Annotated in this window: 25 protein-coding genes and 1 riboswitch; of the genes, 12 read left to right on the top strand and 13 right to left on the bottom strand. The window is 46.2% G+C overall.

Going from position 1 to position 25,991, the window contains the following annotated elements; genetic code table 11:
- Positions 1–169: 169 nt before the first annotated feature.
- Positions 170–484, bottom strand: coding sequence for a hypothetical protein (locus J2Z66_RS22665; protein WP_209974633.1), 315 nt, complete (start codon positions 482–484; stop codon positions 170–172).
- Positions 485–704: 220 nt separating this feature from the next.
- Positions 705–2,393, bottom strand: coding sequence for a dihydroxy-acid dehydratase (ilvD, locus tag J2Z66_RS22660; RefSeq protein WP_245375745.1), 1,689 nt, complete (start codon positions 2,391–2,393; stop codon positions 705–707).
- Positions 2,394–2,549: 156 nt separating this feature from the next.
- Here ilvD and J2Z66_RS22655 point away from each other — a divergent pair, with 156 nt between their 5' ends.
- Positions 2,550–2,963, top strand: coding sequence for a DUF4395 domain-containing protein (locus J2Z66_RS22655; RefSeq protein WP_209974631.1), 414 nt, complete (start codon positions 2,550–2,552; stop codon positions 2,961–2,963).
- Positions 2,964–3,032: 69 nt separating this feature from the next.
- On the opposite strand, the gene rnhA is transcribed toward J2Z66_RS22655, so the two are convergent.
- The 3 genes from rnhA to J2Z66_RS22640 form a co-directional block, all read right to left on the bottom strand.
- The gene (gene rnhA / locus J2Z66_RS22650) at positions 3,033–3,680 is read right to left on the bottom strand and encodes a ribonuclease H (protein WP_209974629.1); all 648 of its coding nucleotides are present in this window, start codon (positions 3,678–3,680) and stop codon (positions 3,033–3,035) included.
- A gap of 65 nt (positions 3,681–3,745) precedes the next feature.
- Positions 3,746–5,206: a cardiolipin synthase gene (cls, locus tag J2Z66_RS22645; RefSeq protein WP_209974627.1), complete on the bottom strand. Its 1,461-nt coding sequence runs from the start codon at positions 5,204–5,206 to the stop codon at positions 3,746–3,748.
- A 12-nt stretch (positions 5,207–5,218) separates the two neighbouring features.
- On the bottom strand, positions 5,219–5,713 hold the full coding sequence (locus J2Z66_RS22640) for a hypothetical protein (RefSeq protein WP_209974625.1): 495 nt from the start codon (positions 5,711–5,713) through the stop codon (positions 5,219–5,221).
- Positions 5,714–5,876: 163 nt separating this feature from the next.
- Here J2Z66_RS22640 and J2Z66_RS22635 point away from each other — a divergent pair, with 163 nt between their 5' ends.
- On the top strand, positions 5,877–6,104 hold the full coding sequence (locus J2Z66_RS22635) for an alpha/beta-type small acid-soluble spore protein (protein WP_209974623.1): 228 nt from the start codon (positions 5,877–5,879) through the stop codon (positions 6,102–6,104).
- 77 nt (positions 6,105–6,181) lie between these two features.
- Here the strand turns inward: J2Z66_RS22635 and J2Z66_RS22630 are convergent, their stop codons facing one another.
- Together J2Z66_RS22630 and J2Z66_RS22625 are read right to left on the bottom strand one after the other, a co-directional pair.
- Positions 6,182–6,862, bottom strand: coding sequence for a 3D domain-containing protein (locus tag J2Z66_RS22630; RefSeq protein ID WP_209974621.1), 681 nt, complete (start codon positions 6,860–6,862; stop codon positions 6,182–6,184).
- Positions 6,863–6,867: 5 nt separating this feature from the next.
- Positions 6,868–7,066, bottom strand: a riboswitch (cyclic di-AMP (ydaO/yuaA leader).
- A gap of 757 nt (positions 7,067–7,823) precedes the next feature.
- The gene (locus tag J2Z66_RS22625; protein WP_209974619.1) at positions 7,824–8,192 is read right to left on the bottom strand and encodes an O-methyltransferase; all 369 of its coding nucleotides are present in this window, start codon (positions 8,190–8,192) and stop codon (positions 7,824–7,826) included.
- A 321-nt stretch (positions 8,193–8,513) separates the two neighbouring features.
- Here J2Z66_RS22625 and J2Z66_RS22620 point away from each other — a divergent pair, with 321 nt between their 5' ends.
- On the top strand, positions 8,514–9,767 hold the full coding sequence (locus J2Z66_RS22620) for a methyl-accepting chemotaxis protein (RefSeq protein WP_312894714.1): 1,254 nt from the start codon (positions 8,514–8,516) through the stop codon (positions 9,765–9,767).
- A 130-nt stretch (positions 9,768–9,897) separates the two neighbouring features.
- On the opposite strand, the gene J2Z66_RS22615 is transcribed toward J2Z66_RS22620, so the two are convergent.
- On the bottom strand, positions 9,898–11,703 hold the full coding sequence (locus tag J2Z66_RS22615; protein ID WP_209974653.1) for a M3 family oligoendopeptidase: 1,806 nt from the start codon (positions 11,701–11,703) through the stop codon (positions 9,898–9,900).
- 185 nt (positions 11,704–11,888) lie between these two features.
- Here J2Z66_RS22615 and J2Z66_RS22610 point away from each other — a divergent pair, with 185 nt between their 5' ends.
- Together J2Z66_RS22610 and J2Z66_RS22605 are read left to right on the top strand one after the other, a co-directional pair.
- Positions 11,889–12,086, top strand: a complete 198-nt coding sequence (locus J2Z66_RS22610; RefSeq protein ID WP_209974617.1) for a YycC family protein — start codon at positions 11,889–11,891, stop codon at positions 12,084–12,086.
- A gap of 3 nt (positions 12,087–12,089) precedes the next feature.
- The gene (locus J2Z66_RS22605) at positions 12,090–12,326 is read left to right on the top strand and encodes a hypothetical protein (protein ID WP_209974615.1); all 237 of its coding nucleotides are present in this window, start codon (positions 12,090–12,092) and stop codon (positions 12,324–12,326) included.
- 127 nt (positions 12,327–12,453) lie between these two features.
- Here J2Z66_RS22605 and J2Z66_RS22600 read toward each other — a convergent pair whose 3' ends face one another.
- Together J2Z66_RS22600 and J2Z66_RS22595 are read right to left on the bottom strand one after the other, a co-directional pair.
- Positions 12,454–13,152 carry a DUF2225 domain-containing protein gene (locus J2Z66_RS22600; RefSeq protein ID WP_209974614.1) on the bottom strand — a complete coding sequence of 233 codons (699 nt, stop codon included), beginning with the start codon at positions 13,150–13,152 and terminating at the stop codon, positions 12,454–12,456.
- A 102-nt stretch (positions 13,153–13,254) separates the two neighbouring features.
- Positions 13,255–13,638 carry a globin domain-containing protein gene (locus J2Z66_RS22595; RefSeq protein WP_209974612.1) on the bottom strand — a complete coding sequence of 128 codons (384 nt, stop codon included), beginning with the start codon at positions 13,636–13,638 and terminating at the stop codon, positions 13,255–13,257.
- 291 nt (positions 13,639–13,929) lie between these two features.
- Between J2Z66_RS22595 and spoVV the strand changes: the two genes are divergently transcribed.
- The 3 genes from spoVV (at position 13,930) to J2Z66_RS22580 (ending at position 18,762) form a co-directional block, all read left to right on the top strand.
- Positions 13,930–15,168 carry a dipicolinic acid transporter SpoVV gene (spoVV, locus tag J2Z66_RS22590; RefSeq protein WP_209974610.1) on the top strand — a complete coding sequence of 413 codons (1,239 nt, stop codon included), beginning with the start codon at positions 13,930–13,932 and terminating at the stop codon, positions 15,166–15,168.
- A 1-nt stretch (position 15,169) separates the two neighbouring features.
- Positions 15,170–17,791: an alpha-glucan family phosphorylase gene (glgP, locus tag J2Z66_RS22585; protein WP_245375744.1), complete on the top strand. Its 2,622-nt coding sequence runs from the start codon at positions 15,170–15,172 to the stop codon at positions 17,789–17,791.
- A gap of 158 nt (positions 17,792–17,949) precedes the next feature.
- Positions 17,950–18,762 (top strand): NAD kinase, encoded by an 813-nt coding sequence (locus J2Z66_RS22580; RefSeq protein ID WP_209974608.1) that lies wholly within the window; start codon positions 17,950–17,952, stop codon positions 18,760–18,762.
- Positions 18,763–19,433: 671 nt separating this feature from the next.
- Here the strand turns inward: J2Z66_RS22580 and J2Z66_RS22575 are convergent.
- Positions 19,434–19,754: a YutD family protein gene (locus J2Z66_RS22575; protein ID WP_209974607.1), complete on the bottom strand. Its 321-nt coding sequence runs from the start codon at positions 19,752–19,754 to the stop codon at positions 19,434–19,436.
- 38 nt (positions 19,755–19,792) lie between these two features.
- The gene (lipA, locus tag J2Z66_RS22570; RefSeq protein WP_209974605.1) at positions 19,793–20,674 is read right to left on the bottom strand and encodes a lipoyl synthase; all 882 of its coding nucleotides are present in this window, start codon (positions 20,672–20,674) and stop codon (positions 19,793–19,795) included.
- Positions 20,675–20,988: 314 nt separating this feature from the next.
- On the opposite strand from lipA, the gene larE reads away from it, so the two are divergent.
- The 3 genes from larE to larC are packed head-to-tail and all read left to right on the top strand — an operon-like array spanning position 20,989 to position 23,847.
- Positions 20,989–21,834 (top strand): ATP-dependent sacrificial sulfur transferase LarE, encoded by an 846-nt coding sequence (gene larE, locus J2Z66_RS22565; RefSeq protein WP_209974603.1) that lies wholly within the window; start codon positions 20,989–20,991, stop codon positions 21,832–21,834.
- Positions 21,831–22,607 (top strand): nickel pincer cofactor biosynthesis protein LarB, encoded by a 777-nt coding sequence (larB, locus tag J2Z66_RS22560; protein WP_209974601.1) that lies wholly within the window; start codon positions 21,831–21,833, stop codon positions 22,605–22,607. The genes larE and larB overlap by 4 nt, the downstream gene beginning before the upstream one ends.
- A gap of 7 nt (positions 22,608–22,614) precedes the next feature.
- On the top strand, positions 22,615–23,847 hold the full coding sequence (larC, locus tag J2Z66_RS22555) for a nickel pincer cofactor biosynthesis protein LarC (protein ID WP_209974599.1): 1,233 nt from the start codon (positions 22,615–22,617) through the stop codon (positions 23,845–23,847).
- A 395-nt stretch (positions 23,848–24,242) separates the two neighbouring features.
- On the opposite strand, the gene larC2 is transcribed toward larC, so the two are convergent.
- The gene (gene larC2 / locus J2Z66_RS22550) at positions 24,243–24,746 is read right to left on the bottom strand and encodes a nickel pincer cofactor biosynthesis protein LarC2 (protein WP_281068877.1); all 504 of its coding nucleotides are present in this window, start codon (positions 24,744–24,746) and stop codon (positions 24,243–24,245) included.
- A 139-nt stretch (positions 24,747–24,885) separates the two neighbouring features.
- Between larC2 and J2Z66_RS22545 the strand changes: the two genes are divergently transcribed.
- Entirely contained in the window at positions 24,886–25,962 is a 1,077-nt protein-coding gene (locus tag J2Z66_RS22545; RefSeq protein ID WP_245375743.1) for a M23 family metallopeptidase, read from the top strand.
- Positions 25,963–25,991: the final 29 nt, after the last annotated feature.

Raw genomic sequence — 25,991 nt, 5'->3', positions numbered from 1 at the left:
CTTTCTTTGTTCCTTCATCCGTGGTCACCTCTTATTTTGGTTATGCCTATTTTCCCATACTCCTTTCAAGTGGTCCACTCTATATACTAAATAAAAAAACATCGTTAAAGTGAAGCACCTGCTCACTTGGGTGGGAGGTGGGCTGCTAGAACAAACAAACCCCGGAGCATTAGCTCCAGGGTCTATTTGTGCTTTCACGATCTTTTCCCAATGCATCAATGACTAAGAATATTGCGGATATAATGTGCAATACCATACCTAAAAAAGGAATCCATGCCAAGCACGATGTGATGATACCCACAATACTTGGGAGTTTATTGGTTCTCTCTTTGTTTGAAACAATCAGTGTAATAATATGTAGGGCGAGCATAATGACCAGCGGTACATAACTGAACGCAAGGACAACGAATCCACCCAATATCGGAATACCTAGAAAAGCCTCCAATCCACCAGTGACCCATTTCAAAATTTTTGATGTACTCACAGCTAAACCTCCTCCTAACAAATATGTGTTATAAAAATAAGTACTATAGAAATAATTTCTATAAAACAAGCACTATAAAACAAGCGCATTTGAAATCAGTATATCATACCTACGTTTATGATTTAACAAAGGTTTCCATAACCAGACTAAAAAAGTTAGTTAAAATTTAAATGAAAAGAAAAAACACCCCCACTGAAAAACGTGAGGGCAGCATATTCAATTATATTTTCATAATACCGCCAGTGCTGGCTGATGTAACAAGCTTGGAGTATCTGGCCAGATAACCGGTTTTGATCTTTGGCTCGAATCCTTTCCAGTTAGCGCGGCGTCTCTCCATCTCTTCGTCGCTGATTTGCAGCTCAATCTTGCGATTGACCAAATCCAGATCGATGATATCGCCATCTTCTACGAAAGCAATCGGACCGCCTTCCGCTGCTTCAGGGGAAATATGGCCGATGCTGATGCCGCGCGATGCGCCAGAGAAACGTCCGTCTGTGATCAGGCCGACCTTCGCACCCAAGCCCATGCCCACAATTTGTGAGGTTGGAGCCAGCATTTCCGGCATTCCCGGTCCGCCCTTAGGTCCTTCATAACGAATAACGACCACGTGACCTTCTTTTACCTTGCCATTGGCAATACCGCTGAGCGCTTCATCCTGGGATTCGAAGCAAATCGCAGGGCCTACATGACGGCCTCCAACTGATTTGTCCACCGCTCCAACTTTAATGATGCTGCCATCAGGGGCCAGGTTGCCGAACAATACAGCCAGACCACCACGTTCGCTATGTGGGTTGTCCAAAGTATGAATAACGTCCGTGTTCTTAATTTCGCAGCCTTCCACATTCTCGCGAAGCGTCTTGCCAGTAACCGTAATCCGGCTTCCATCCATAGCTCCCGGCTTCTTAAGAACCTCGTTAATAATTGCGCTGACGCCTCCGGCCAGATGCACATCTTCGATATGATAATCGGACGCTGGAGCAACCTTAGCAAGATGGGGAACGCGCTCTGCTACTTCGTTAATTCTGGAGATCGGGTATTCGAATCCAGCTTCATGAGCGATAGCCAAAGTATGAAGTACAGTGTTCGTAGAACCACCCATAGCCATATCCAATGCAAAAGCATTGTCGATAGCTTCAATAGTTACGATGTCTCTAGGCTTGATATCCAGCTCGATAATTTTCATTAATTGTCTTGCTGATTCTTTTACAAACTCTTTACGATCATCTGAAATTGCCAGAATTGTACCGTTACCCGGCAAAGCAAGTCCTAGTCCTTCAGCCAGACAGTTCATTGAATTCGCTGTGAACATACCCGAACACGATCCGCAAGTCGGACATCCGTACTGCTCCAGCTCGTCCAGGTCTGCTTCATCAATTTTACCAGCTTGAAATGCGCCTACGCCCTCGAAAACGGAAGACAGGGAAATAGATTTACCATTCTTGTCTTTACCAGCCTTCATCGGTCCGCCGCTTACCATAATCGTCGGAATGTTGACACGCAGCAAGCCCATAATCATCCCTGGTGTAATTTTGTCACAGTTAGGAATACAAATAAGTCCATCAAACCAGTGAGCGTTAACTACAGTCTCCAGGGAATCCGCGATAATCTCGCGGCTCGGAAGTGAATATCTCATTCCAATATGCCCCATAGCGATTCCATCATCTACACCAATAGTATTGAATTCAAAAGGAACGCCACCAGCCTCGCGAATAGCTTCCTTTACCAGCTTGCCGAACTCTTGAAGATGCACATGACCCGGAATAATGTCTATATATGAATTACATACTGCAATAAAGGGTTTGCCGAAATCCTCTTCTTTAACACCTGCTGCACGCAGCAGACTCCGATGCGGAGCACGGTCGAATCCTTTAGTAATCATGTCACTGCGCATTTTTTTTGGCTTTGCCATTTTAGTTCCTCCCATAGAAGCTCATCTATTTTTTATTTTACCATTGATAAATGGACATTTCATCTATAATACCACATTTTTCGCGAAATCTCTCTTTTTTCGTCGCTTCCTATGCTATGATACGGGTATAAAATGTACTTAAGGAGAGTGAATGGCATGAAAGAAATCCCTATTCCTTATGTTAGAAGCAATCAAGCAGCCATGGTGCTCTTCATTGCACTTGCAGTCGTACTCCAGCAGCCATGGATCATTATGCTTGTAGGACTGGTTGAAGTCGTTGGTCTTATTGCCGGAGTGAAAGGAAATTTATTCGTTAGCATGGCCAAACCTTTCCTTGGCAGCCTAATCGCCACATCCCAGAAAGAAGCAGCGGAGCTTCAGCGCTTTAATAATTCGATTGCCGTTACACTGCTAATCATTTCCACGATTTCTTTCTTGCTGAATTTCCAAGTTGCCGGGTATATTTTCGCTGGAATGGTAGCCATTGCAGCATTTGTAGCAATCTGTGGATATTGCATCGGCTGCACCTTATATTACCAATACAAAAGATTGCGCGCCCGCACACGCTGATCAGCTCTCAGCTCTCCTTTGACCGTCAGCCAACATCTATTTGTGGCCTATTTGGGGCCTATTTAGGGGCTATTTGCGGCCGAAATCAGCCTTGATTTCTCCCCACTTGCGCGTGTCCCATTTCACAATAGCATTCGTGTAGGAGTTGCTTTTCAGCCATTTCAATGCACGATCTACGAGCGTCCAGATTTCTTCCGTTGAGGCATCCCTAACCAGATTGGTAGCTACCTCCTTCTTGCGGATCCAGCTTAGCGCCGTCATGGAGTCTGAATAAATCGTCTTGTTGCTGCTCTGCTTCTTCAAATATGCAAGCGCATGTACAATCGCCAGAAATTCCCCCAGATTATTCGTCCCTTTGGCAATAGGCCCTTGATAAAAGAGGATCTCGCCGCTCTTGGTGTCCACGCCCTTATACTCCACAATGCCAGGATTTCCGGAGCAGCCTACATCTACAGAAATACTATCGTAATTAATCTCGGCATTGTTTTCCGAACTCGAACCACCACTTTTGGCAGCAGCCGGCTTGCCGTTTTTCCCTGAAAAATTGAGTGATTTCTGCCACCCTCTGGCAAGAGCCTCTTTCGCCTCTGCTTCAGATTCATAAGATTTGAATTTCGCCTGCGTGTAACCCTTGGTTTGTGCCTGGCATTCAGCCCAAGATTGATAGATACCCGATTGATGGCCTACCCAGACCACATAAAATTTGCTTTGCGCCACTTGAACACCTCGTTCGATAAGTAAGATTTACGGTAGAATTTAATTTACATGTCCATAAAATAGGTCTATAAAATAGGCGAGAATAACCTGGCCATCGATTCCGACAAACGAAGAAAAATGGATCTCCTCTGATAGCCTTCCCATGTCAGCTGTGTGGAAGATTCCATATCCTTTTCGAAAATAGCTTCGAGCTCAGCCGCTTCATTCGGATCATACAAGAAAGCATTGATTTCAAAATTAAGCATAAGGCTGCGGTAATCCAAATTAGCGGTTCCCACAGATGCTACCTCTGCGTCAATCATAATGGTTTTGGCGTGAAGAAAGCCCTTTTCATACAAATAGCATTTCACACCCGCCCGAAGAAGCTCGCCAATATAGGAATAGGTAGCCAGCTGCACGAGTGCATGGTCTGCTTTGCGGGGAATCATAATTCGTACATCTATTCCTGATGCAGCAGCAATTTTCAACGCATTAAGAATGCTATCATCAGGTATAAAATAAGGCGTCTGAATAAACACACTAGTATTGGCCTCGAAAATCATCTTCACATAGCCATCTCTTATTTGCATTTTATCAGAATCAGGTCCGCTCGCGACAATTTGCATGGAAGTCATCCCATCACTGTCGATCTCCGGAAAAAATGGCGGATCAAACGGAATAAACTCTCCGGAAGCCAGCGACCAATCCAAAATAAACTGCATTTGCAGCCGATGCACAGCATCCCCTTTGATTTTGAGATGTGTATCCCTCCACAAGCCAATCACCGGGTCCTCGCCCAAGTATTCATCACCAATGTTGAAACCGCCGATGAAGCCTACGGCACCGTCTATAATCACAATTTTCCGGTGGTTCCGGTAGTTGACTCTAAGATTTAAGAAGGGGATTTTCGAAGGAAAAAAAGGATAAACCTTCCCTCCTGCAGCCTGCAGCTCTTGAAATAAAGCCTTGGATACACCTTGTGAGCCTATAGCATCGTAAGAGATACGTACCGTTACGCCCTCCTTCGCTTTTTGCGTCAAGGCTGAGAGAACGAGCTTACCCAGCTTATCATTGCCTATTTTATAATAAAGCATATGAATATGGTCCACGGCTTCAGTAATGGATTCAAGCAAAGCATCGAACTTCTTCTTCCCGTCCGTAAAGATGTCTACATCATTATTTTGCGTCAGTAGAGAATAGCTGCTCACGAGGTTCATGTACACCAAAGATTGGTGCTTCTGAACGTTAGCATCACGGAACTTGATGCTGCCCCTCTTGAATTTGCCTGCTTGACCGATAATCATTTCCCGCACATACCGCTGCGTCTTAGGCTTAATCTTATAGACCTTTTGACGCGCTAAATTTTGCCCGAGGATGATATATAGAAGGAAGCCGACAACTGGAAGCAGCAGGAGCAGAATTAACCACGCCCAGGTAACCCCAATGTTGCGCCTTTCGAGAAAAATAATCGGTATCGCGAACAATAAATTAATCAAAGGCAGCCATGAATAAAGCAAATCCCAGATAGACCAGCTCCAAAATTGCATCTGCCATACTCCTCATAGTTGTTTTGCATGCTCCAAGCGCTGCACCAGCTCTTTTACGATACGTACCGTCTCATTCATATAAGGTCTGTAGTCGAGCACTGCTACAAATTGTAAAAATTCTTTTCCAAGCGATAGTGCTTTCTCACGATAAAGATCCGCATCCAACTTAAACGATTCCATCTCCTTATAAGCGCTTCCCTGTCTCTCCTCAACCCAGGTAAATTCAAGCTGCCTATCATTCAAATGTTTGATAACAAATGAGAACGCGCGGCAATCCGGGTCTCCACAGCCGCATACAAAAAAAGGCATCCTGCTCCACTCCTCAGCAGCAGCCCAACGGTCAGGCACATGATCCTGGAAAGCGCTGGCCAGCAAAGCCGGAAGACCCACATCTATACAGAGGGGTTCCTCTACAATGATCATATCGGAAATGCTTAATCTAACATCTGCATGGATGATCTGCAAGTCCTTGTCAAACGACCAATGATCCAAATCAAGTTGAAACATATATCCCTCCAAATTAAGCTTGTTTCAGTATCTAAGTCATTATACCAGAGCCGACCTTATTTTGTCGCAAGGCGCTAAAAATTCGTGGCGAAATTTACCAATTTATTGAACGAGTAGTTTTTCAATTTTCGATTATACTACCTATTACTGGAGGTGATAACAGATGGGTACAGGACAATCTCGCAGCAGTAATTCACTAGTTGTTCCACAAGCTAACCAAGCACTTGACCAGCTTAAATACGAAGTTGCTCAAGAATTGGGTATTCAAATCCCGCAAGACGGCTACTACGGATACATGGCTACTCGTGACACAGGAGCAATCGGTGGTCACATCACTCGCCGCCTCGTTCAAATTGCTGAGCAACAACTTGCTGGCAAATCCGCTAGATAATGCTTCTCCTATACTTACGCAAAAAGGTGGCCTAAGCAGGCCACCTTTTTTTGCATATGAGGGATCATGTTATGTTATTATTTCAGAACATAAATTTGCACATTTTGTATACCAAACTTCATGGCGTTGGCCTTAGGGCCCGGAACAAAAATATCTACACGATTTTCACGGATAGCGCCACCAATATCAGTCGCAGTTGCAACTAATCCGCTGGGAAGACCGTCTGATGTATATCCAGTAATATAAAGCTTCGTTCCAAGAGGAATCATCTTGGGATCTACAGCTACAGTACCTAGTTTAAGCGGGTTCCCGAAATAGTCCACAGGGCCCCAAATGTATCCATTCTCCTCGGGTGCATCCGAGTAAGCCGTGGCAACGGCCTGAATGATCTTGCTGTAGCTCAATGTCTCTCCGGAAGCTGTTTTCACCGAATTTTGCTTGACTGCTTGAGCAGCCGCCGGCTGTGCTTCTGTAGCGGCAACCTTGTCTGCTGCCTGCTTCTGTGCTACTGGCACACCTGCAGTGGGAAGGACCATAGTCAAACCTTCATATACATTTAGAGGATGTATATTGGTGTTAGCCTGAAGCAGGTCATCCAATGGAATGCGCAGCTTTTGTGAGATCTTCCAGAACGTATCATCTTTCGCGGTAACATATGTACCTGAAGCCTGCGCAGCGTAAGAAGGTACAGCAAATCCGGCAACGGTCAGGCTCAAAGCTAGCCCGGCCAATGTCTGTTTTACAAAATTGAATTTCATTTTTTCTCTCCTTTGAACATTTTGCCTACGAGGTTAGCTGTCGGGTTCGGACCAAAGGATAGCCCCTACTCGGATTGGCTCCGAGATTCACCCCTAACGAATAGTGCTAACTGCTGCAATCTCTCGATTGCTCATGCAGAAAGTTCCAATCGTGGTAAATCATCCCCCGCGCTCCGATTACAGAAGCTTCGGCTTAAACAAGACTACCATACTCCCAATAGCCACGGAAACCCACAATTTCTTACAATTTCTTGTAGACACCTTAAATAAACTTTAAGAAAACGCCTTGCGGCGTCCTTTGATGAGCGTGTTCGTGACGTTGGTGCATAGAGGGAGGGAATGGCTGTGGGCTCCAGCCGCTGTTAAAGATTTGTTCCTTTGAATAGTATAAATGAGAGGTGGGAACAAATCTTTAAAGGCGGACGCTGCCGCTCTTCCACCCACAGCCATTCCCTCTCTTTAGCTACAATCGCACGAATCACACGAACACCAAGCTCAAACGGACAGCCAACAAGGGTTTTTCTCTCGATTGGAGGAGATTTCCTAGCGGCGCAGCACTAGGAATGAAGAGCGCGCGCAGCTGAGATGGATCTGCTACTTTAACGATGTTTTTCATCGCTAAAAACAGTAGTTCGGGTCCACAACCTTACTTTAATGATGAAAAACATCGTTAAGTGAAGCTTATCCCAGGTAAACAAATAAAAGAAATAGTTTGCTCCAGTTCGGTTACAGCTAACGATACTTTTCATCGCTAAAGGCCGCTAATTGCCACCAATATAAACTGTCATATACCTCACAAAGTAGTTAAAAAACCCGGGCATTATGTTAAATGCCCAGGCTCTTCTCCTAAAATCAAAACATGTAACGTTGAAATCGCGACCATTCAGTCGTTTAAGTAGCTTAACAAATCTTCACAAAGTTTTATGAAGCTTCGTGAAACTTTTCGAATCTCCTCGAAGCCTCACGGCGTCTTAGCAAGCATGTTCGACATATTGTAATTACTCTCAAACTGAACGCTTGCATGCAGCATGTTCTGCTTCAAAGTGAAATCAAGCATGATTTCCCCGTGTGTCCAGTTTCTTTTGTACTTAAGAGACTCAATTGCCATTTGACGGAAAGATTGGTATTGGGATTCCACTAAACCTTTGAAGCTTCCTTGGAGTTCTCCTCCCCTGCTCTCTAGCGGTAGATGTCTGACTCCAAATTTTCCAATTCCGTTATTGCGGATCTGGATAAAAACCGTTCCTGAAGTGAGTTGCGCCAATTCTTCTTTAATTTGCCGAAAAACCATATCAACCTGACGTGCCAATGGCAGCTGCTCCAGAATCATTACATTCCTCCTTTCAATTATTTGGAATATTATGCAAATCTAAGGATGTAGTCCTATTATACTGCGACTTTAACACTATTTCAACATAATTTTACATTATTATCGTTTTTTCTCACTCCATTCACCCTCTATTTGCGCGGCAAAAAGAAGAACATGTCGATTTACACAGAAAAAAAATAAGCCCAATGTACTAGTCAAATAAATTTATATGAGTTTTTTCTCATAAGAATATAGTAACTTTGCCCTGAGAATGTTATAATTTCATCCATAGCTATAAGAAATCGGCATAATCTTACAATTTTCCCGAAGGAGTCGGTAAATGTGTTCAATTTGTCTTCGTTCTCTTTTAGAAAAAAGCTGCAATTTGGTTGCTATGGTATTATTGGCCTAAGTGCGATCATGGTACTAATTTTGCTGCTAGTTCCAAACACCTTTGTCGGCATCCTGTTCTTAATTGTGCTGCTTGCCGGCAGCTACCCGTTTATTAAATGGTTTGAGAGAACGCTTACAGAACCTGTAGCCGATCTATCGAGAATTGCGCTGAATATTTCCAAAGGGGATTTCTCGCAAAAGGTGTCCGTGACTTCCGACGACACGCTTGGCCAGCTTGGGCAGTCCTTTAACAAAATGATTGACAAGCTGAGAGAAATTCTTCATGAAACAGGCACTATTACTAAGCAGGTCTTTAACTCCAGTAGAGATATTTACTTTAAAAATGAGAACTTCCGCGGCGTGCTTGAGCAGGTCAGCATTTCTGCACATGAGCTTGCAGCAGGGGCCGGGCAAATTTCCGAAGAAATTTCCGGGGTTTCCATCTCAGCCAGAGATATTCAAACGAACATTAGCTCTTACGCGGGTTCAGCCAAAGAAATGAAGGATCGCTCAGATCAAATGCTAGGGCTCGTGGAGAAAGGAAAGATCTCCGTCGAAAGCCAAAGCGTTGGAATGAAGCGCAATGTGGAAGTAACGAATCATGTATCGGAAACGATTGATTTGCTTGCCCAGCAGGCCGCCGGAATATCCAATGTTACCCGCTCCATCTCGGAAATCGCCGAGCAGACGAATCTGCTATCCTTGAACGCTTCGATTGAAGCGGCCAGAGCAGGTGAGCATGGCAGAGGCTTTGCCGTTGTCGCCCAAGAGGTGCGCAAGCTGGCAGAAGAATCAACCTCGCTTACGAGGGAAGTTTTCGGCTTCGTTAAAAGCATTGAGCAAGGCATTAAGCAGGCGCTTAGCAGCATTCAGGTGAATGAAGATGTTGTACAAAAGCAAACTGTATTGATCGAACAGACTGAGAAGGTTTTCTCCGAGATTGTTAACAGCGTGCGCTTCATCTCTGGTGAAATTTCTGTGTTTGCTGATCAAAGCTCACGCATGCTCGATAGCTCCCAGCAGATTACAGCTTCCATGGAGAATATTTCTGCAATTACAGAGCAGTCAGCCGCAGGGACACAGGAAGTTTCCGCATCCATGAACGAGCAAATTTCCACAGTTCAGGCAATCGTAGATCAGGCAGAAGAGATGACCCGCATAGTGACTCAACTGCAGCAGACCATTCAAATTTTCAAGCTGTAGTCATCCCCTTATACATAATAGATTTTATAATTGCTATATTATATATTTGTTAATAGGAAAAAAGGACCATTAGAGGAAGTGAGCACCTCAACTCCCAATGGTCCTTTTTCTACATGTTATTAGCCGTTTATTAACCGTCTACTTTATCGTCTGTAAGTGACATGAACAGCTTCACATCTGCTATCGCCATATCAACAGCGCTTTGCCAGAAATCCGGCTCCGTTAAATCAACGTCCAGATGCTTTCTGGCTAAAGTCTCAACCGTCATGCTGCCAGTATCCCTGAGCAGAGCAACGTATTGATCCTCAAAATCAGCCCCGGCCTCCAAGGCTTTGGCATAAATGCCAGCACTGAATAAATATCCGAAAGTGTAAGGAAAGTTGTAAAATGGCACCTCAGTCGCATAGAAATGCAGCTTTGCTGCCCAAAAATGTGGATGGTAGCTGCTCAGTGAATCATTAAAGGCCTGCTTCTGCGCATCGACCATAAGTTCATTCAATCTCTCTACACTGACTAAGCCCTGCTCCCGTTCTTTATAGAAATTCGTTTCAAAAATAAAGCGGGCATGAATGTTCATAAAAAAAGCAATGGCCCGCTGAATTTTATCCTCAAGCAGAACAATCCGCTCTTCATCTGAAGAAGCACCCTTCACTGCTGCATCCGCTACAATCATTTCAGCCAACGTAGAGGCGGTCTCAGCAACGTTCATTGCATATTCCTGAGCTAGCGCAGGCATATCATTCATCACATGCTGGTGGTAGCCATGACCTAGTTCGTGGGCCAAAGTAGACACATTATCCGCTGTTCCGCTGTAGGTCATGAAAATACGCGTTTCCCCCGCAACAGGGAACGAAGTACAGAAGCCTCCCGGCCTTTTCCCCGCCCGATCCTCAGCTTCAATCCAGCGCTCCTCAAAGGCTTTGGCGGCAAAGCTCGCCATCTTCGGGCTGAAGGCTTGGAATTGCTCGATAATCGTTTCCGCTCCATCGTCGAAGCTGATTTTTTGTGCAGCCTTGCCGAGTGGTGCGTCTACATCAGCCCAGCCCAGCTTTTCCAGTCCCATAATCTTCGCTTTACGCTGTAAATATTCAGTGAAAACCGCTTTGTTCTTGTCGATAACCTCCCACATGGTGTGGAGGGTCTTTTCGCTCATCCGATTGATGTCCAAGGGTTCTTTATGAATGCTTTTCCAGCCGCGGTGTTTATATACCTGTAAACGAAAGCCTCCCAGGTGGTTCAAAGCCTCCGCACAGAAATCTGCTTTCTCTGCCCAGGTTTCCTCCCACAAGGCAAATAGACGCTTCCGTTCTACCGGATTATCTGTATGTAACCGATTATAAGCTTGACCGGCAGACAAGGATACTTGCTCCCCATTCTCCTCAACCGTCATCCGGAATTGACTGACTGTGGCATTATAAAGATCGCTCCAGCCATGGTACCCGTCTACAGACAGATCATTAATCAACGCTTCTTGCTCTGGAGGCAGCTTTTCCCCCGCCAGCATCCGCCTTTCCGTTAAAGGAAAAGCAATCGCCTGGAAAGACTCTTCCTCAAGCAAATCTTCCCAAACGTTGTCCTCGATCCCGGTCAACAGCCGGTCAAACTGCGTTAAAGAGGATAAGTACGCTGCAGACAGACTTTTCACCTGTCCGCTGAGCAGCAGTGCCTTCTTATCCTGCTGATTGTCGGACATCAGGCAGCCAACGAAGGAATCAGCTTCATGAATATGCTTCATGATCGTTTGCAGAAGTCCGGTCAATGCGGCAAGCTCTGTTTTCTCTGCCGTGCTCTGCGGTGGTCTTGCTTCGACCACTCTGCTTTGAAATGTCACTATGTCCGCCTGCAGTTGTTTCAGAAAATCAGCAAATGCGGCAGATTCACTGCCCCCAGCAAAAAACGATTCCAAATCCCAAGTTTGACTAAGCGGTTTTTTCAGCAAATGGTCTCACCTATCCTTTATCCTTTTTTTGGCATGAAGGTTCCTCTTCATTAAAGCATAATCTGTGCTATACCGCCAATGGAAGCGAAGGGATTGCCCAGCTGATTGCTTCCCGCTCCAAAGTGTGTTATCAATAGAAGGGTAGATAAGGGTAGATTATTAGAGGAAGGTAGGGTGGATCTATGAAACCGTTACAAATTTCAGCTGATACCGCTCAGAAACTGGCCGCCAAGCTGAATATTCCGTTAGAACATTTAATGCACATGCCACAGCACATTCTTTTACAAAGATTAGCCGAGCTGGCCGCAGACAATAAAGCGGACGACAAAACGGATGACACCACAAAAGCTCCGGACAGCGGCTCTCAGGATGTGAAATAGCAATTGATTCCATTTGCCCACACATGGCCTTACGAAATTTTAATGAAGGACATTTACGTGGCGGAATGCCCTTTTTGTCAGAGTAATAATGTGCTGCTCCCTATGAAGATCGCGGAGCTGCAGACGATTCGTGAAGGCAAGAAAAAGCTGCTGGTATTTCCTTGCTGTCATCATTCCATTACCTTAATCGATAACGACAGAGATTACCTGCTCGCGAGTACTCCTCTGAGAAAGTCGTAACAATAAAACGCTTATGAAGTCAAAGACGTCAGCATTAAGGGACGGCTTCCGCTTCATAAGCGTTTTATTTATTTTATGTATGATGAAGCTATGCTTCTATAATACTTCTATATATATTGCCAGCCTTCTAAGCCTGCCTCATCTCATCGGGCAGCTCCAGCTTAGCTTGCAGCATATCTTCCCGGGTAACTACCCACTGCTCCCTGCTAGCCTTGATCATTCCCGCGTCCATAATTTTGCGATCGTTAATGACGCGGCCGAACCACTTGATAGCTTCGTTATACCGCTGCAGCCTCCGGTTAAGCTCTCCCATCAGAAACATCAGCTTCGCATTGTTCAAGCTGCCGCTTTCCGTTTCGTACACACCAATATAAGCACCCAAAGCGAATTCAAGAAACCGTTTCTCCTGCTCCCAGTTGTTCTTATATCTGTGCAGCCAGGCAATATGATGCAGCAGTCCCGCAATAACCCGAACCTTCTCATTCTTGATTTGTGCGCACAATAAAGCCAGCTTGTATACTTGTAAGGCATCCTCCCAGGTCCGCTCTTTCCCATATTCCTTCATCGTCCAATTGCTTGCAACCTTCTCTCCGAAGTCTGCCCGCTGATCAGAAGTCCATTTATCGGAAAAGCTCTCAGTAGCCGCAAAGCCGCAAAAAGGACAAATACGGACAACATAGAAATCAGGGTTCACATTCTTGTAATGAACACAGAAGTCGGTATCCGTATGGGTCGCTTTCTTGAAGCTGGGCCGGACACGTGAGGTTTCAAAGCTATTCTCGCAATATGTGCATTTCACAGTAACATTAAATAAAGGCTCTACCATAAAACCTCACCTTTTTCTCGTGAATCTAATCCTGCTTACATCTAGTCATGCATACTTCTGATCATACGTAAATCTAATCATGCATAAATCTGATTCTAATCATCATTCCGGTGTATTGATAAAATGATAAGCTGAGCCTTTCAGCCTATGCAAAATAACTTCTTTAAGCTCCTGTGAAAATCCAATTTCTTCCATCGCCTCTTGCATGCATCCTAACCAGGCATCGGCAAGCTCACGATTAATCGGGAACTCCATATGTCTGGCACGCATCATCGGATGCCCGTAGGCATCGGAATAAAGCGAAGGACCTCCAAAAAATTGGGTCAAAAACAAATACTGCTTCTCCATGACCGGCATAATATCCGGAGGAAACAGGGGGGAGAGCTTCGGATGATTCTGAACCTTGGGATAAAATGCTTCCACCAGGCGGCGAATCGTGTCCGCTCCTCCCATCAGCTGATAACCGCTTTTTCCATCTGATTGCATCGCGCTGCTCCGATCCTCTCTGCCTAAATATACCTACAGTTTAGTTTTCCCAATCCTCATCCGCTGAGCTCATTAATGTCTCTCTAATGACAAATACAAAAGCACATACCACAATTCCGGTTATCAAACCAGTCATATGAAATCACTCCCGCTGTCAGGATGTAGGATTTATCTAGTTCCATTGTACCATAATAGAAAATGTATTACAGCAGCCAGGGATAATTTTTATGTGCGGCATGTCTGCCTCCTCCTGTTCATATAGATTGAATAAAGAAGGGGGTGGACAAGGTCATGTTGAATATAAAATTCGCAGGCACTTATTTGCTTGCTTCAGTAGCCATGATGATTGCTGTTCTTCTGCTCATATTCCCGCAGCAAGGCTTTGATGCCGCCCTCCGCGGCGTCGTTATCTGGTGGGATGTGTTGTTTCCGGCACTTTTTCCGTTCTTTGTCATCTCTGAAATGCTCCTTGGCTTCGGGATCGTCCACTTCCTGGGGACCCTACTGGATCCCATGATGCGCCCGGTATTCCGGCTTCCTGGTATTGGCGGCTTTGTCATGGCAATGGGTTTTGCCTCCGGCTATCCAGTCGGTGCAAGGCTAACCTCTCAGCTGTGGGATCAGAAGCTTGTAAACCGGGAGGAAGCTGAACGACTGGTGGCCTCAACGACTAGCTCTGACCCCATTTTTCTTATTGGCGCTGTAGCTGTCGGCTTTTTCCATGATGTGAGTCTCGCTCTGATTTTAGCTGCAGCCCATTATGGTGGCGCCATTATTATCGGTTTGCTGATGAGATTTCACGGCGCTTCCAGCAAGTCTACCGAACAGCCTGTGCAAAGCAAGGGGTTTATAGGAAAACGGGCTTTTCAAGCTATGCATAAGGCCCGTTTGGCAGACGGGCGCCCTATAGGTATTTTACTTAGCCAATCCATAAAGCATTCCATAAGTTTAATTTTTGTGGTTGGCGGCCTTGTCGTGTTCTTCTCTGTAGTACTAGAAATTCTAACGACAGGCGGCATAATGAGCTTCCTGTACCACATTGTACAGTGGCTCCTTCAATTGTTTGGTCTTCCGCCTGCCCTCACAGATGCAGTCATGAAAGGCGTATTCGAAGTTACTCTTGGAGCCAAGGCAGCAGGCTCGGCAGCCGGTGATATTTCTCTGGTTAGTAAGGTCGCTATTGCAGCCTTCGTTTTGTCCTGGGCAGGATTATCGGTTCATGCGCAAGTTGTCAGCCTGCTGAGCCATACGAATTTGCGCTACCTTCCTTTCGTCACAGCACGCTTTGTTCACGGCATATTTTCTGCGGCACTCGTCTTCTTGATTTGGCAGCCGATGCAGCCGCTTAGAGGCGAAATGTCCGTGTTTTTGCCCGATTACGATGTGAACGCACCGCTTTCAAGCTTTGTACAAATGGTCATACCAACCAGCCTGTTCGTGTTCGCAGGAACTTTTGTAGTCATCTCGCTTCTATTTGCTGCATACTCCTTACTTAAACTCATGTATGAAAAGGTTGGTGGCACCAGATAATATGGATTATCAAAAGAAAACAAGCACAGAAAGAGGAAATGACACTATGCCAGCTGCTTTATTGCACCAAAAATTGATGCTGCCCACTTCCATCAAGCGGCTGGGGGAGCTCGCCTACAATCTCTGGTTTAGCTGGAATGCGGAAGCAAGCGCCTTATTTCAACGTTTGGATTCCCGCAAATGGGAAGATTCAGGACACAATCCTGTGCAGCTTCTGCTCACTTCTGCGGACGCGCTTCAGCAAGCAAGTGTTGATCCGGGATTTCTCGAAGCTTATGAACAGGTCATCTCGCAATTTGATGCCTATATGCACGAGAGCACATGGTTTCAGACCGAGCACGCAAAGCAAAGCCATATACAATTCGCTTATTTTTCCGCTGAATTCGGGTTTCATGAGTCTCTCCCTATTTATTCAGGCGGACTCGGCGTTCTGGCTGGGGACCACTGTAAATCGGCAAGCGACTTAGGCGTTCCACTTACAGGAGTAGGTCTTTTATACAAAAAAGGATACTTCACACAAAAAATTAATAGCCAAGGCGATCAGCAAGCGGAGCAGTTCCAGTATGACTTCTCTATGCTTCCCATTTTGCCGGCTTATCAAGAAAACAACCAGGAATTAATCGTGCATGTGGAACTGCCGACTGGCCCAGTCGCTTTAAAGGTTTGGCGCATTAGGGTTGGAAGAAATTCTGTTTACCTGCTGGATGCCGATATAGAAAGCAATACTCCGGCTGATAGACAATTAACCGCTCAATTATATGGCGGCAATCAGGATATGCGTATTTCTCAGGAGATGATTCTTGGTATGGGCGGAGTCAAGGCGCTTCGTGCTCTAGGGATATCTCCAAGCGTATATCATATGAATGAAGGGCATGCTGCCTTTCTTACTTTGGAACGTCTGCGTGAGTTGCTCGATTTAGGTCTACCTTTTCAGGCCGCTGTTGAAACGATCCGCTCTGCCACTGTCTTTACTACGCATACCCCTGTCGCTGCAGGTCATGACGCGTTTCCAATCGGGATGGCCGAATATTATTTAGGTCCACTGCTAAGTAAGCTTCCTGCTTATCGCCAGGATTTACTGGGGCTGGGAAACGATCCTAAGACAGGTTTGTTTAATATGACTCATCTGGCCCTGCATACTTCATCACTTAGAAATGGCGTAAGTAAGCTTCATGGCCAAGTATCCAGAGATATGTTCAAAGGCTTCTACGGTGACATCCAATCCCGCGAGGTTCCTATCGATTCTATTACGAACGGTGTCCATTTAGATACCTGGCTTGCCCCAGAGTGGAAAGCATTATTCGACCGGTTCCTTCCAGGCGGCTGGAGAAATCGGATCGCAGATGCGCGGATCTGGGAATCGCTAGAGCTCATTCCGGATGCCTCTATTTGGCAGGTGCATCAAGAGCTGAAGGAGAAACTGATTGGTTTTGCCAGGCAAAATCTGGAGCAGCAGCGCCGCCGTATTGGTGAATCGGAAGAACGGGCCGCTGAAGTAAGAAGCTTTTTATCCAAAGATGCGTTGACGATTGGCTTTGCCCGAAGATTTGCCACTTATAAGCGGGCGAATTTGATTTTCAACGATCTTGAGCGGCTTAAGAAGCTGCTTCATGATCCGGAGCGTCCTGTGCAAATTCTTTTTGCCGGCAAAGCGCATCCAGCTGATCACCCTGGACAAGAAATGATACGGGAAATTTACCGGGTATCGCAATTGCCGGAATTTCAAGGAAAAATTGTGATGCTCGAAAATTACGACATGAACATGGCCAGATACTTGGTGCAGGGTGTGGATGTGTGGCTGAACAATCCGCGCAGACCTCTTGAAGCCAGTGGAACCAGCGGTCAAAAAGCAGCTATGAACGGTGTGATTAACTTTAGCGTGCTGGATGGCTGGTGGGAGGAAGGCTATAATGGCGATAACGGCTGGGCTATCGGTTCTACCGAAAGCCAGGATTGGGCGGTGCAAGAGCAGGAAAACACGGCAGATATTTACCGTATTTTGGAATCGTCGATCATACCGCTTTATTTCAGCTCACAAGAACAGCCGCAGCATCATCCACGGCATCCATGGATTAACCTGATGAAGCGCTCGATTCAGTCTCTGGCTCCAATCTACAATACGCATCGGATGGTAGCCGAATATACCGAGCGCAGCTATCTCCCTACAGCGGACAGAGCCCACCATTTTGTTGAAAACGGATATGACCTTGCTATCAAGGTAGCCGATTACAAAAATTTCATCCGCCGCGAGTGGCACCATGTGAAAATTGCAGCAGTACACGACCCAAGTGCCGATTCAAGCGCTGCTGTGTCCTCAATATCAGCTGTTGAGAAACTTTCCACCTTGAAGGAAGTTACCGCGGATGTCTTTTTCGGACCCATTTGGCCCCCGGATACACTTGTTGAGCTTATTTATTTTGAGGAAAGCGGCAGTGATTGGAACGAAGTCGTTGTATGGATGCAGGCCACTGGCGATTTGAAAAATCAAACTCAGAGCTTCAAAGCGAGCATTCCCTCCCACCTTAAGCACGGTCCGAATTTCTCCATTCGTGTCCGGCCTATAAGCAGCAGCTTCGCTCATTCTTTTGAGCTGCCTTTGTCGGTAAGTACGCTGCAAGAATAGTGCGATATGTCGAAAAGCCCCGATTGGGGCTTTTCTTAATGTTACATTAAGGATATAATTTCATCTATACTCACTACGTTGGCAAGCTAATAGCATGTAAATCTCTCCCCATGGTGATGCTATAAGGGGAGAAGCGTAAAGGCTAAGGAGGAAAACCGTTGAAATACAATATTGTTGATCGTGGTGATGAGGTTTCCCTGGAGCTGACGGCACGTTTTCACAGTATGGCCGCTCAGCACGGAATGCTCCGCGAGGAGGAAACGCCCGATATTGTCCTTTCGATCGGGGGCGACGGCACGATGCTGCGCGCTTTTCACAAATACATAAATCAGCTTGATCACATCGCTTTTGTTGGCATTCATACTGGAAGACTTGGTTTTTTTGCAGACTGGAAACCCGATGAGGTAGAGGTTCTGGCTGATCTGATGATGAACATAGCTACTCCGGAAGAGCTAAGCGTTGTCAAATATCCGGTTGTAGAAATTGAAATTACAACAGCTGCTGGCGTTGAAACCCATCTGGCCCTTAACGAATTTACGTTAAAAGGAATTGAAGAAACGCTCGTTGCCCAGCTGCATATTAATGATGAAATTTTCGAAACCTTCCGCGGCGATGGTATTTGCATTTCCACACCATCCGGAAGCACAGGATATAATAAAGGCTTGGGAGGAGCGATGGTCCATCCTGCACTTGAGGCCATACAAATAGCGGAAATTGCTTCTATCAACAACCGCGTTTACCGAACCCTTGGGTCCTCCATCATTTTGCCTAAACATCATCACTGTGATATTTACCCTAGCGACCATCAGCATATGCTGCTTTCGCTCGATCATCTCTACATCCAGCGCAGCGATGTGATTTCGATCCGCTGCAGAGTTGCCACAGACGTCAAAGTGAAATTCGCCCGCTTCCGTCCGTTTCCTTTCTGGAACCGGGTCCGGGAGGCTTTTATTGGCCTTGATGTCAACTAACTGCCCCCTATACCTTGCGGCTTCCTTTGAGGAGCGTGTTCGTGACTTAGGTGCGTTACCGAGGGAAGGGGTATGGGCTCCAGCCGCTGTTAAAGATTTGTTCCCTTGAATGGAATGGATGTATGGGTTGGAACAAATCTTTAAATGCGGACGCTATCGCTCCTCCACCCACACCCCTTCCCTCTTCTAGCTACAATCGGACGAACACCAAGCTCAAACGGACAGCCCGCAAAGTTTTATCCTCTTGATCGGAGGAGATTTCCTGGCGGGCTGTCGTTGGGGATGAAGAGCTGAGAAGGACCTGCCGCTTTAGCGATGTTTTTCATCGTTAAAGCGGCAGGTCGGGTCCGCTACCTTACTTTAACAATGAAAAACATCGTTAAAATCCCTTTTCACCACCCACAGAGGCCATCCTCCCTCTTTTAACGATGAAAAACATCGTTAACGTGATGGATTGACCTGGAACTCTAACTTTAACGATGAAATGCTTAAGTGAAGACATCTCAATTTGAAGTAGGCCGGCGAGATGGGCTGCTATTGGCTGCTACTACCGTTCTTCATCCTACGCTCTAACGAATAAAAAATCCCCATAAGCTTATCGCTTACGGGGATTTTCTATGTGCATATGTGTTTTCTAGGTGCTTATGTGCAACAATGTGTTCCTATATACATCAGGCTTCTGAAATTTCAGGCTCTGCTTCCGGAACGGCCGGATTTTTACTGGCTACCTTCTCTATAATAAAGTAGGCACAGCCGAAATTACAGTATTCATTTAAGTAATCCTGCAAAAAGGCAATCGAGCTTTCTTTGGTTACCTTCTGGTTGTTTTCCTTGAAAAATCCGCGCAATCGCAGCTGATTGTATCCCCAGTCGCCAACGATATAATCGTAGCGCTCCAGTACTTCACTGAAGCGTTCCCGGAACACCTCGTAATTCCAGCCGCTTTTATGATCAATTACCAACTCGTAGGTTTTGCTTCCGATATGAATCATAGTAATTGCTGCTTGTCTCCTTTCTAAATAAGCCGGGGCTAGACCTTGGATTCAACCACCGATTTCCCCTGCTCATGCGCATGGTAGGAGCTTCGCACCAGTGGGCCTGACTCTACATGCTTGAAGCCCCTCTTCATTCCCTCTGTTTTGAGAATCGCAAATTGTTCGGGCGTGTAATACATCTTTACATCCAGATGCTTAGGCGAAGGCTGCAAATATTGACCAATTGTCATGATATTGCAGTCAACAGCTCTAAGGTCGTCCATCGTTTGCAAAATTTCATCCCATTCCTCACCAACACCAAGCATAATACTTGATTTCGTAGGAATGCCAGGAGCAATTCGTTTAGAGCGTTCCAGCAGTTCCAGTGATCTGCGGTATTTGGCCTTGGAACGCACGCGGTCAGACATACGCTCCACCGTTTCAATATTATGATTCAAAATGTCTGGCTTAGCTTCCAATACTGTGATCAGCGACTGCTCGCGACCCAGAAAATCAGGTATCAGCACTTCTACGCCGCATAACGGCATTTTTTCTCGAATAGCCTGGATGGTACGCGCAAAAATCATTGCCCCGCCATCCTCCAAATCATCGCGTGCTACTGATGTGACTACACAATGCTGAAGTCCCATTTGCAGTGCGGCATCCGCAACACGTTCCGGCTCCTGTAGATCCAGCTCAGTTGGAAGTCCTGTGTTAACAGCGCAGAAGCGGCAAGCCCGGGTACAAATATCGCCTAGTATCATAAAGGTTGCTGTACGGTTAGCCCAGCATTCATGAATATTCGGGCATTTAGCTTCCTCACATACCGTGTGCAGCGTTTTGGAACGCATCATCGATTTGATTTCTTTAAAATTATCTCCGGTGTTCAGCTTTATTTTCAGCCATTCCGGCTTTCTTTCCATTGGTTTTGTCGCCAAAGAAGTCACGTCCTTACAGTGGTTTCATTCATTTTCCCCATTATAACATGAATACATGACAAAACAATCCACTTTAACTATGGTTTATGATACACTTAATTAATAATCGTTCTTTTTTGCTTGCCCCCGTAAATAAGTTCTGCTTTAAAACAGGTGCTGCTTTCATGCAGATTTGCTGTTGTTGCCAACTTTACGATGCATTGCATTGTTAATGGACACGTTTGCATAACACTTAGCTGTAACGGATAACGGCGTTGTTTGTATTCATTATTTTTATGAAAATATATAGTCTTGAGCTTGGGAGGGATAACATCATGATACTGGAAACAACCCGCGAGAAGGATCGCAAGCTAGGAGAAATTCTAAGAGGTATGGGGCGCGTCATGGTCGCTTTTTCTGGAGGGGTCGATAGTACATTTGTGCTTAAGCGGGCGATTCAGGAGCTTGGCAGTGAAGTCATTGCAGTAATTGCTGCTTCCGAAACGTTTCCTTCAAGAGAGTTCGACGCTGCTGTTGAGTTAACCGAAGAGCTTGGCGTCAAGCTTCTAAAAACAGAAGTCAAAGAGCTCGAAAATGCCGATTTCGTCGCCAATAATCCGGATCGCTGCTACCACTGCAAAACGGGCTTGTACGCTCATTTGCAGCAGCTGGCCAAGGAGAATGGCTACCCCTTTATTCTTGACGGTTCCAACGTCGATGATTTGGGCGATTACCGTCCAGGGCTTAAGGCTAAAAATGAACAAGGCATCCGAAGTACGCTGCAGGAAGCTGGTATGGTGAAAGATGAAATCCGTCAATTATCGCAGGAGCTTGGCCTTAGAACGTGGAACAAGCCCTCCTTCGCTTGTCTTTCCTCGCGGATTCCATATGGTATGAAGATTGAGAAGTGGAAAATCGATCAGCTGGACGAAGGCGAATATTTCCTGACACAGCTCGGCTTGTACCAGGTTCGTGTGCGCCATCATGACAAAATTGCCCGCATCGAGGTCATGCCTGATGAAATTCATAAGGTTATTGAGCACCGTGATGCTATATATGAGAAATTCAGCAAGCTCGGCTTCGCCTACGTAACCCTTGACTTGCAGGGTTATCGTACCGGCAGCATGAATGAGGTCTTGTCTAAGGAAACTAAAGATAAAGTGAAGGAAGCGTCTGTATGATGGATCTGGAAAAAATATTAACGCTGCTGAAAAGCGGCGATCTGGATGTCGAAGAAGCCAAGCAGCAGATCGAGGAAAGTCAAGCCAAGGGCCAGGAGATAGGGCTGGACCTTGGTTTTGCGCACCTGGACCTGGGGCGCGAGAAGCGCACCGGCTTTCCCGAGGTTATATTCGGGGAAGGCAAAAGCGCGGAGCAGCTGGAAGTCATCTTCCGCAAGCTGACGGAGCATAACGATCGCGTGCTGGCCACGCGTGTCGATGCTGAGAAAGCTGCGCATGTGGTAGCCGCTGTGGCAGGCGTCAGCTACCACGAAACGGCGAGAGCGCTGACCTGGTTCAAGCGCCCGATCCTGAAGCTTCACGATGGCTATGTCGCCGTCGTGTGTGCGGGCACCTCCGACCTGCCTGTGGCGGAGGAAGCCGCGGTCACGGTGGAGTGCATGGGCAGCCGCGTCGAACGGGTTTACGACGTGGGCGTTGCGGGCATCCACCGCTTGTTTCGCCGGCTGGAGCTTATTCGCGGTGCTAACGCGATCGTGGTTGTAGCCGGCATGGAAGGGGCGCTCGCCAGCGTCCTCGGCGGCCTTGTGGCGAAGCCGGTCGTGGCGGTGCCGACCAGCATCGGCTACGGCGCTAGCATGGGCGGCATCGCAGCTCTGCTCGCGATGCTTAATGCATGCGCCCCCGGTATTTCTGTTGTCAATATCGACAACGGTTTTGGGGCAGGCTACTATGCAGCATTGATCAATACAAATATGTCTAAAGGAGATTAATTCAGCCATGCGCATCTTATATTTGGATTGCTTCTCCGGCATCAGCGGCGACATGACAGTCGCTGCTCTGGTGGACGCGGGGGCAGACAGAGCCTACATAGAAGAAGAGCTTGCCAGAATCAAGCTGGAGCCTTATACACTGGAGTGGAAGCGAGTTATCAAGCGCGGTATTTCTTCACTGAAGTTCGACGTGCGGCTCGATCCTGCCCATCCTCCCCAGCATCACCGGCACTACTCAGAAATAGTCCGTGTACTGAAGGAAGCCGGATTTAATGAGCGGGTAACGGCGCTTAGTCTTGTTATTTTCGAAAAAATCGCCATTGCCGAAGCCAAAATTCACGGAATCTCTATCGAAAAAGTCCATTTCCACGAAGTGGGCGCTATTGACTCTATCGTAGATATCGTCGGTGTTGCACTTGCCATTGATTCTTTGGGCATTGAGAAAATCTATGCCTCTCCCGTTCCTCTAGGCTCAGGAACTATCCATATCGATCATGGCATCTATCCTGTACCAGCACCAGCCACATTAGAAATGATGCGCGGTCTGCCAATTGCCTCTACAAACTACAGCATGGAAATGACCACACCTACAGGTGCTGGCATTATCTCTGGAGTTGTGGATGAATTCTCCAAGAGCTTTCCTCCTATGGTTGTAGACGCAATCGGATATGGAGCCGGTACTCGCGACCTGCCTAACCAGCCCAACGTGCTGCGTGTTGTCATTGGCACGATTGACCCACTCATCAGTAAATGGCAAATTACTCATGAACATCTGGCTGAGGGCCATCATCATCATCATCATCATCACCACAATGATGAGCATCACCATCATAACGAGCATACACATGTTGGACATGGACACGAGCATATTCATGAGCATGGTCACCAGCACGAGCACACCAAAGATCATAATCATGACCATAGTCACTCACACCACTCCCATTCTCATGACCATAGCCATCATGATGAGCAATCACATTCGCATACACACGAACATAACCACCATAGTGAGCATTCACATCCACATACACATGATCCTAGTGATCAGCATGATGTAGTTCACTCACATTCACACAAACATAGTGATCAGCATGAACCTGTTCACTCTCACAAACACGATCATAGCCACGATCATGATCATGATGATGAGCTATCACATAAGCATGGACATAGTCATGGACATGAAGGACATGCCCACAACCATGAAGAAGATGAACATGATCACAAGCAGCAGCATTAGAGCTAACACAATTAACAAAGAAAGCAGCCTTCCGCTAAAGGGAGGCTGCTTTCTTAATGTGATGTGTGGGCCTTACGGACCTCAGAGTCGTTATTTTAGAAATTCTAAGGTTTTTGCGGCGCTTACGGACATGAAAGACCTTATTGATGCGGAAACCGTTCCAAAACCATGATTTTAAGACAAATAACGGAACCTATGTCCTTAAGCTCTCTAAAAAAAGAGATAAATGGCAAAATAGCGGCCCTCATGTCCGTAACCTTTACTTCTATGTATGACAAGCCCGCATTTGGCCCCGGTGATGCTTACCGGAATGTCCGTGTTGCCAAAGAAGGAACCCTACTCAAAACGATAGTGTCCCCCTGCAATATGTTCCCACACTTTTTGTCTGATCCCACTCAACCTGATCTCTGAGCAGCATCGAATTGCTTCCTTACCTCATCGTAGACTGATTTTAATGGGACCTGGTGCTTCTTTGCGACTTCCTCGCACTCTTTGAATTCAGGAGCATACTGTACGAGTTTGCCCTGATGAAAGGCTGCTTTTACTTTTAAGGGCCCCCATAGTGTTTCAACTGTTACAAATTCTCTTGCCAACCGGTGACAAGACGCGTGCAAATATCGGATACCAAGTGTTGTCGTTTCACTGAAAATAATGGATTCTACAGCTTGCAAACGAACCGCCTCGATGAGAACATTCAGCATAATTCCTGGTCTTCCTTTTTTCATAATAATAGGAATCCAGTATACGTCATTTGCGCCATCAGCAAACAGCTTGTCTGTTATGTATGAGGTCCACTCCGGGTTCATATCATCCAGATTGGCCTGTACTAGCAGCATATTCTCATCCACGTGCTCTTCCCTGTGATCAAAGCTCACCCTAACCACCTCTGAATTGATCATAGCAAAAAACATACAGAAAAGAAATCGGTACATCAAAGGAATTATCTGCCCAGCCGACAGAAATGCGGCATAAAAATCTAACAGCAGAGCATCCTACAAACAAAAGTCCGGATGGATGTAGTAAAGGATGATGATAATCATGGTTAACAAAGTCAGCTTATGGATGAAAATTGCTTATGCAGTCCTTTTTCTTTTTACGCTCCTTTCTGTGCTTGAGATGACGCGTTCTGACTTTGGTTTAGGTCAAAACCAACGTTTATTCGCTGCTGAAAATCCAGAGGTGCAGAAGAAAAACATATTTGCAGAACGCAAAGATTTATTGGAGGAATTTGCCCTTGTCAGCAAAATTCCCTGGTATGAGCTGGCTGCTATCGATCAATACGAACGCAGTTTGATTTCTGCAAAAAAGAAAGGTACCGCCCAGCCACAAGGCTTAATCGCTATTCAAATCCCCGAGGCTGTCTGGGCAGGACCACTAAATCCGGATCAAGCAGATACGAATCCGATGTCTATCGCCTGGTTTGGCGGTATTGGCAAGGATGGCTCTGGAGACGGTAAAGCGGACCGGAGCAATGATTTGGACTTATTACAGACAATGGTATCAAAAATAACCAAGTCTGGTAATCGTGATACGGATCGTCAGATCGGTCTTTGGGCTTACTATCAGAACACCCGGAGTGTACAACGCATTAAACAATTTAGTGAAATATATAAAAATCTAGAAAAACTTGATTTATTTGAGCATGCTTTTCCTCTGCCGCTGAGCGCAGATTATTCCTATCGCAGCACTTGGGGAGCCAAACGGGGATGGGGAGGCTTTCGGACACATGAAGGCACGGATTTGTTTGCCCGTTATGGAGTTCCAGTCAGGAGCACTTGCTACGGAATCGTTGAATTGATTGGCTGGAACAACTTCGGCGGTTGGCGGGTTGGCATCAGGGATCTGACCAATACGTACCACTACTATGCTCATTTATCGGGGTTTGCTAAAAACCTGAAGCAAGGGGATATTGTGAAGCCAGGACAGACCGTAGGCTGGGTAGGAAGCTCCGGATATGGCAAGCCTGGAACCTCCGGCAAGTTCCCTCCTCATTTACATTATGGGCTGTACCGCGATACAGGTCTAAATGAATGGTCATTTAACCCTTATCCATACTTAAAAAATTGGGAACGGGAAGAGCAGAAGAATCGGACAAAATCCGCTCCTTCTGCCTAAGCCGAATTTCAGTTTCATTTCCAGTTTCA

Source organism: Paenibacillus eucommiae (assembly GCF_017874215.1).
Classification (GTDB): domain Bacteria; phylum Bacillota; class Bacilli; order Paenibacillales; family NBRC-103111; genus Paenibacillus_AI; species Paenibacillus_AI eucommiae.
Note: the sequence above shows the minus strand (reverse complement) of the source record. Positions and strands in the feature narration are given on the sequence as shown.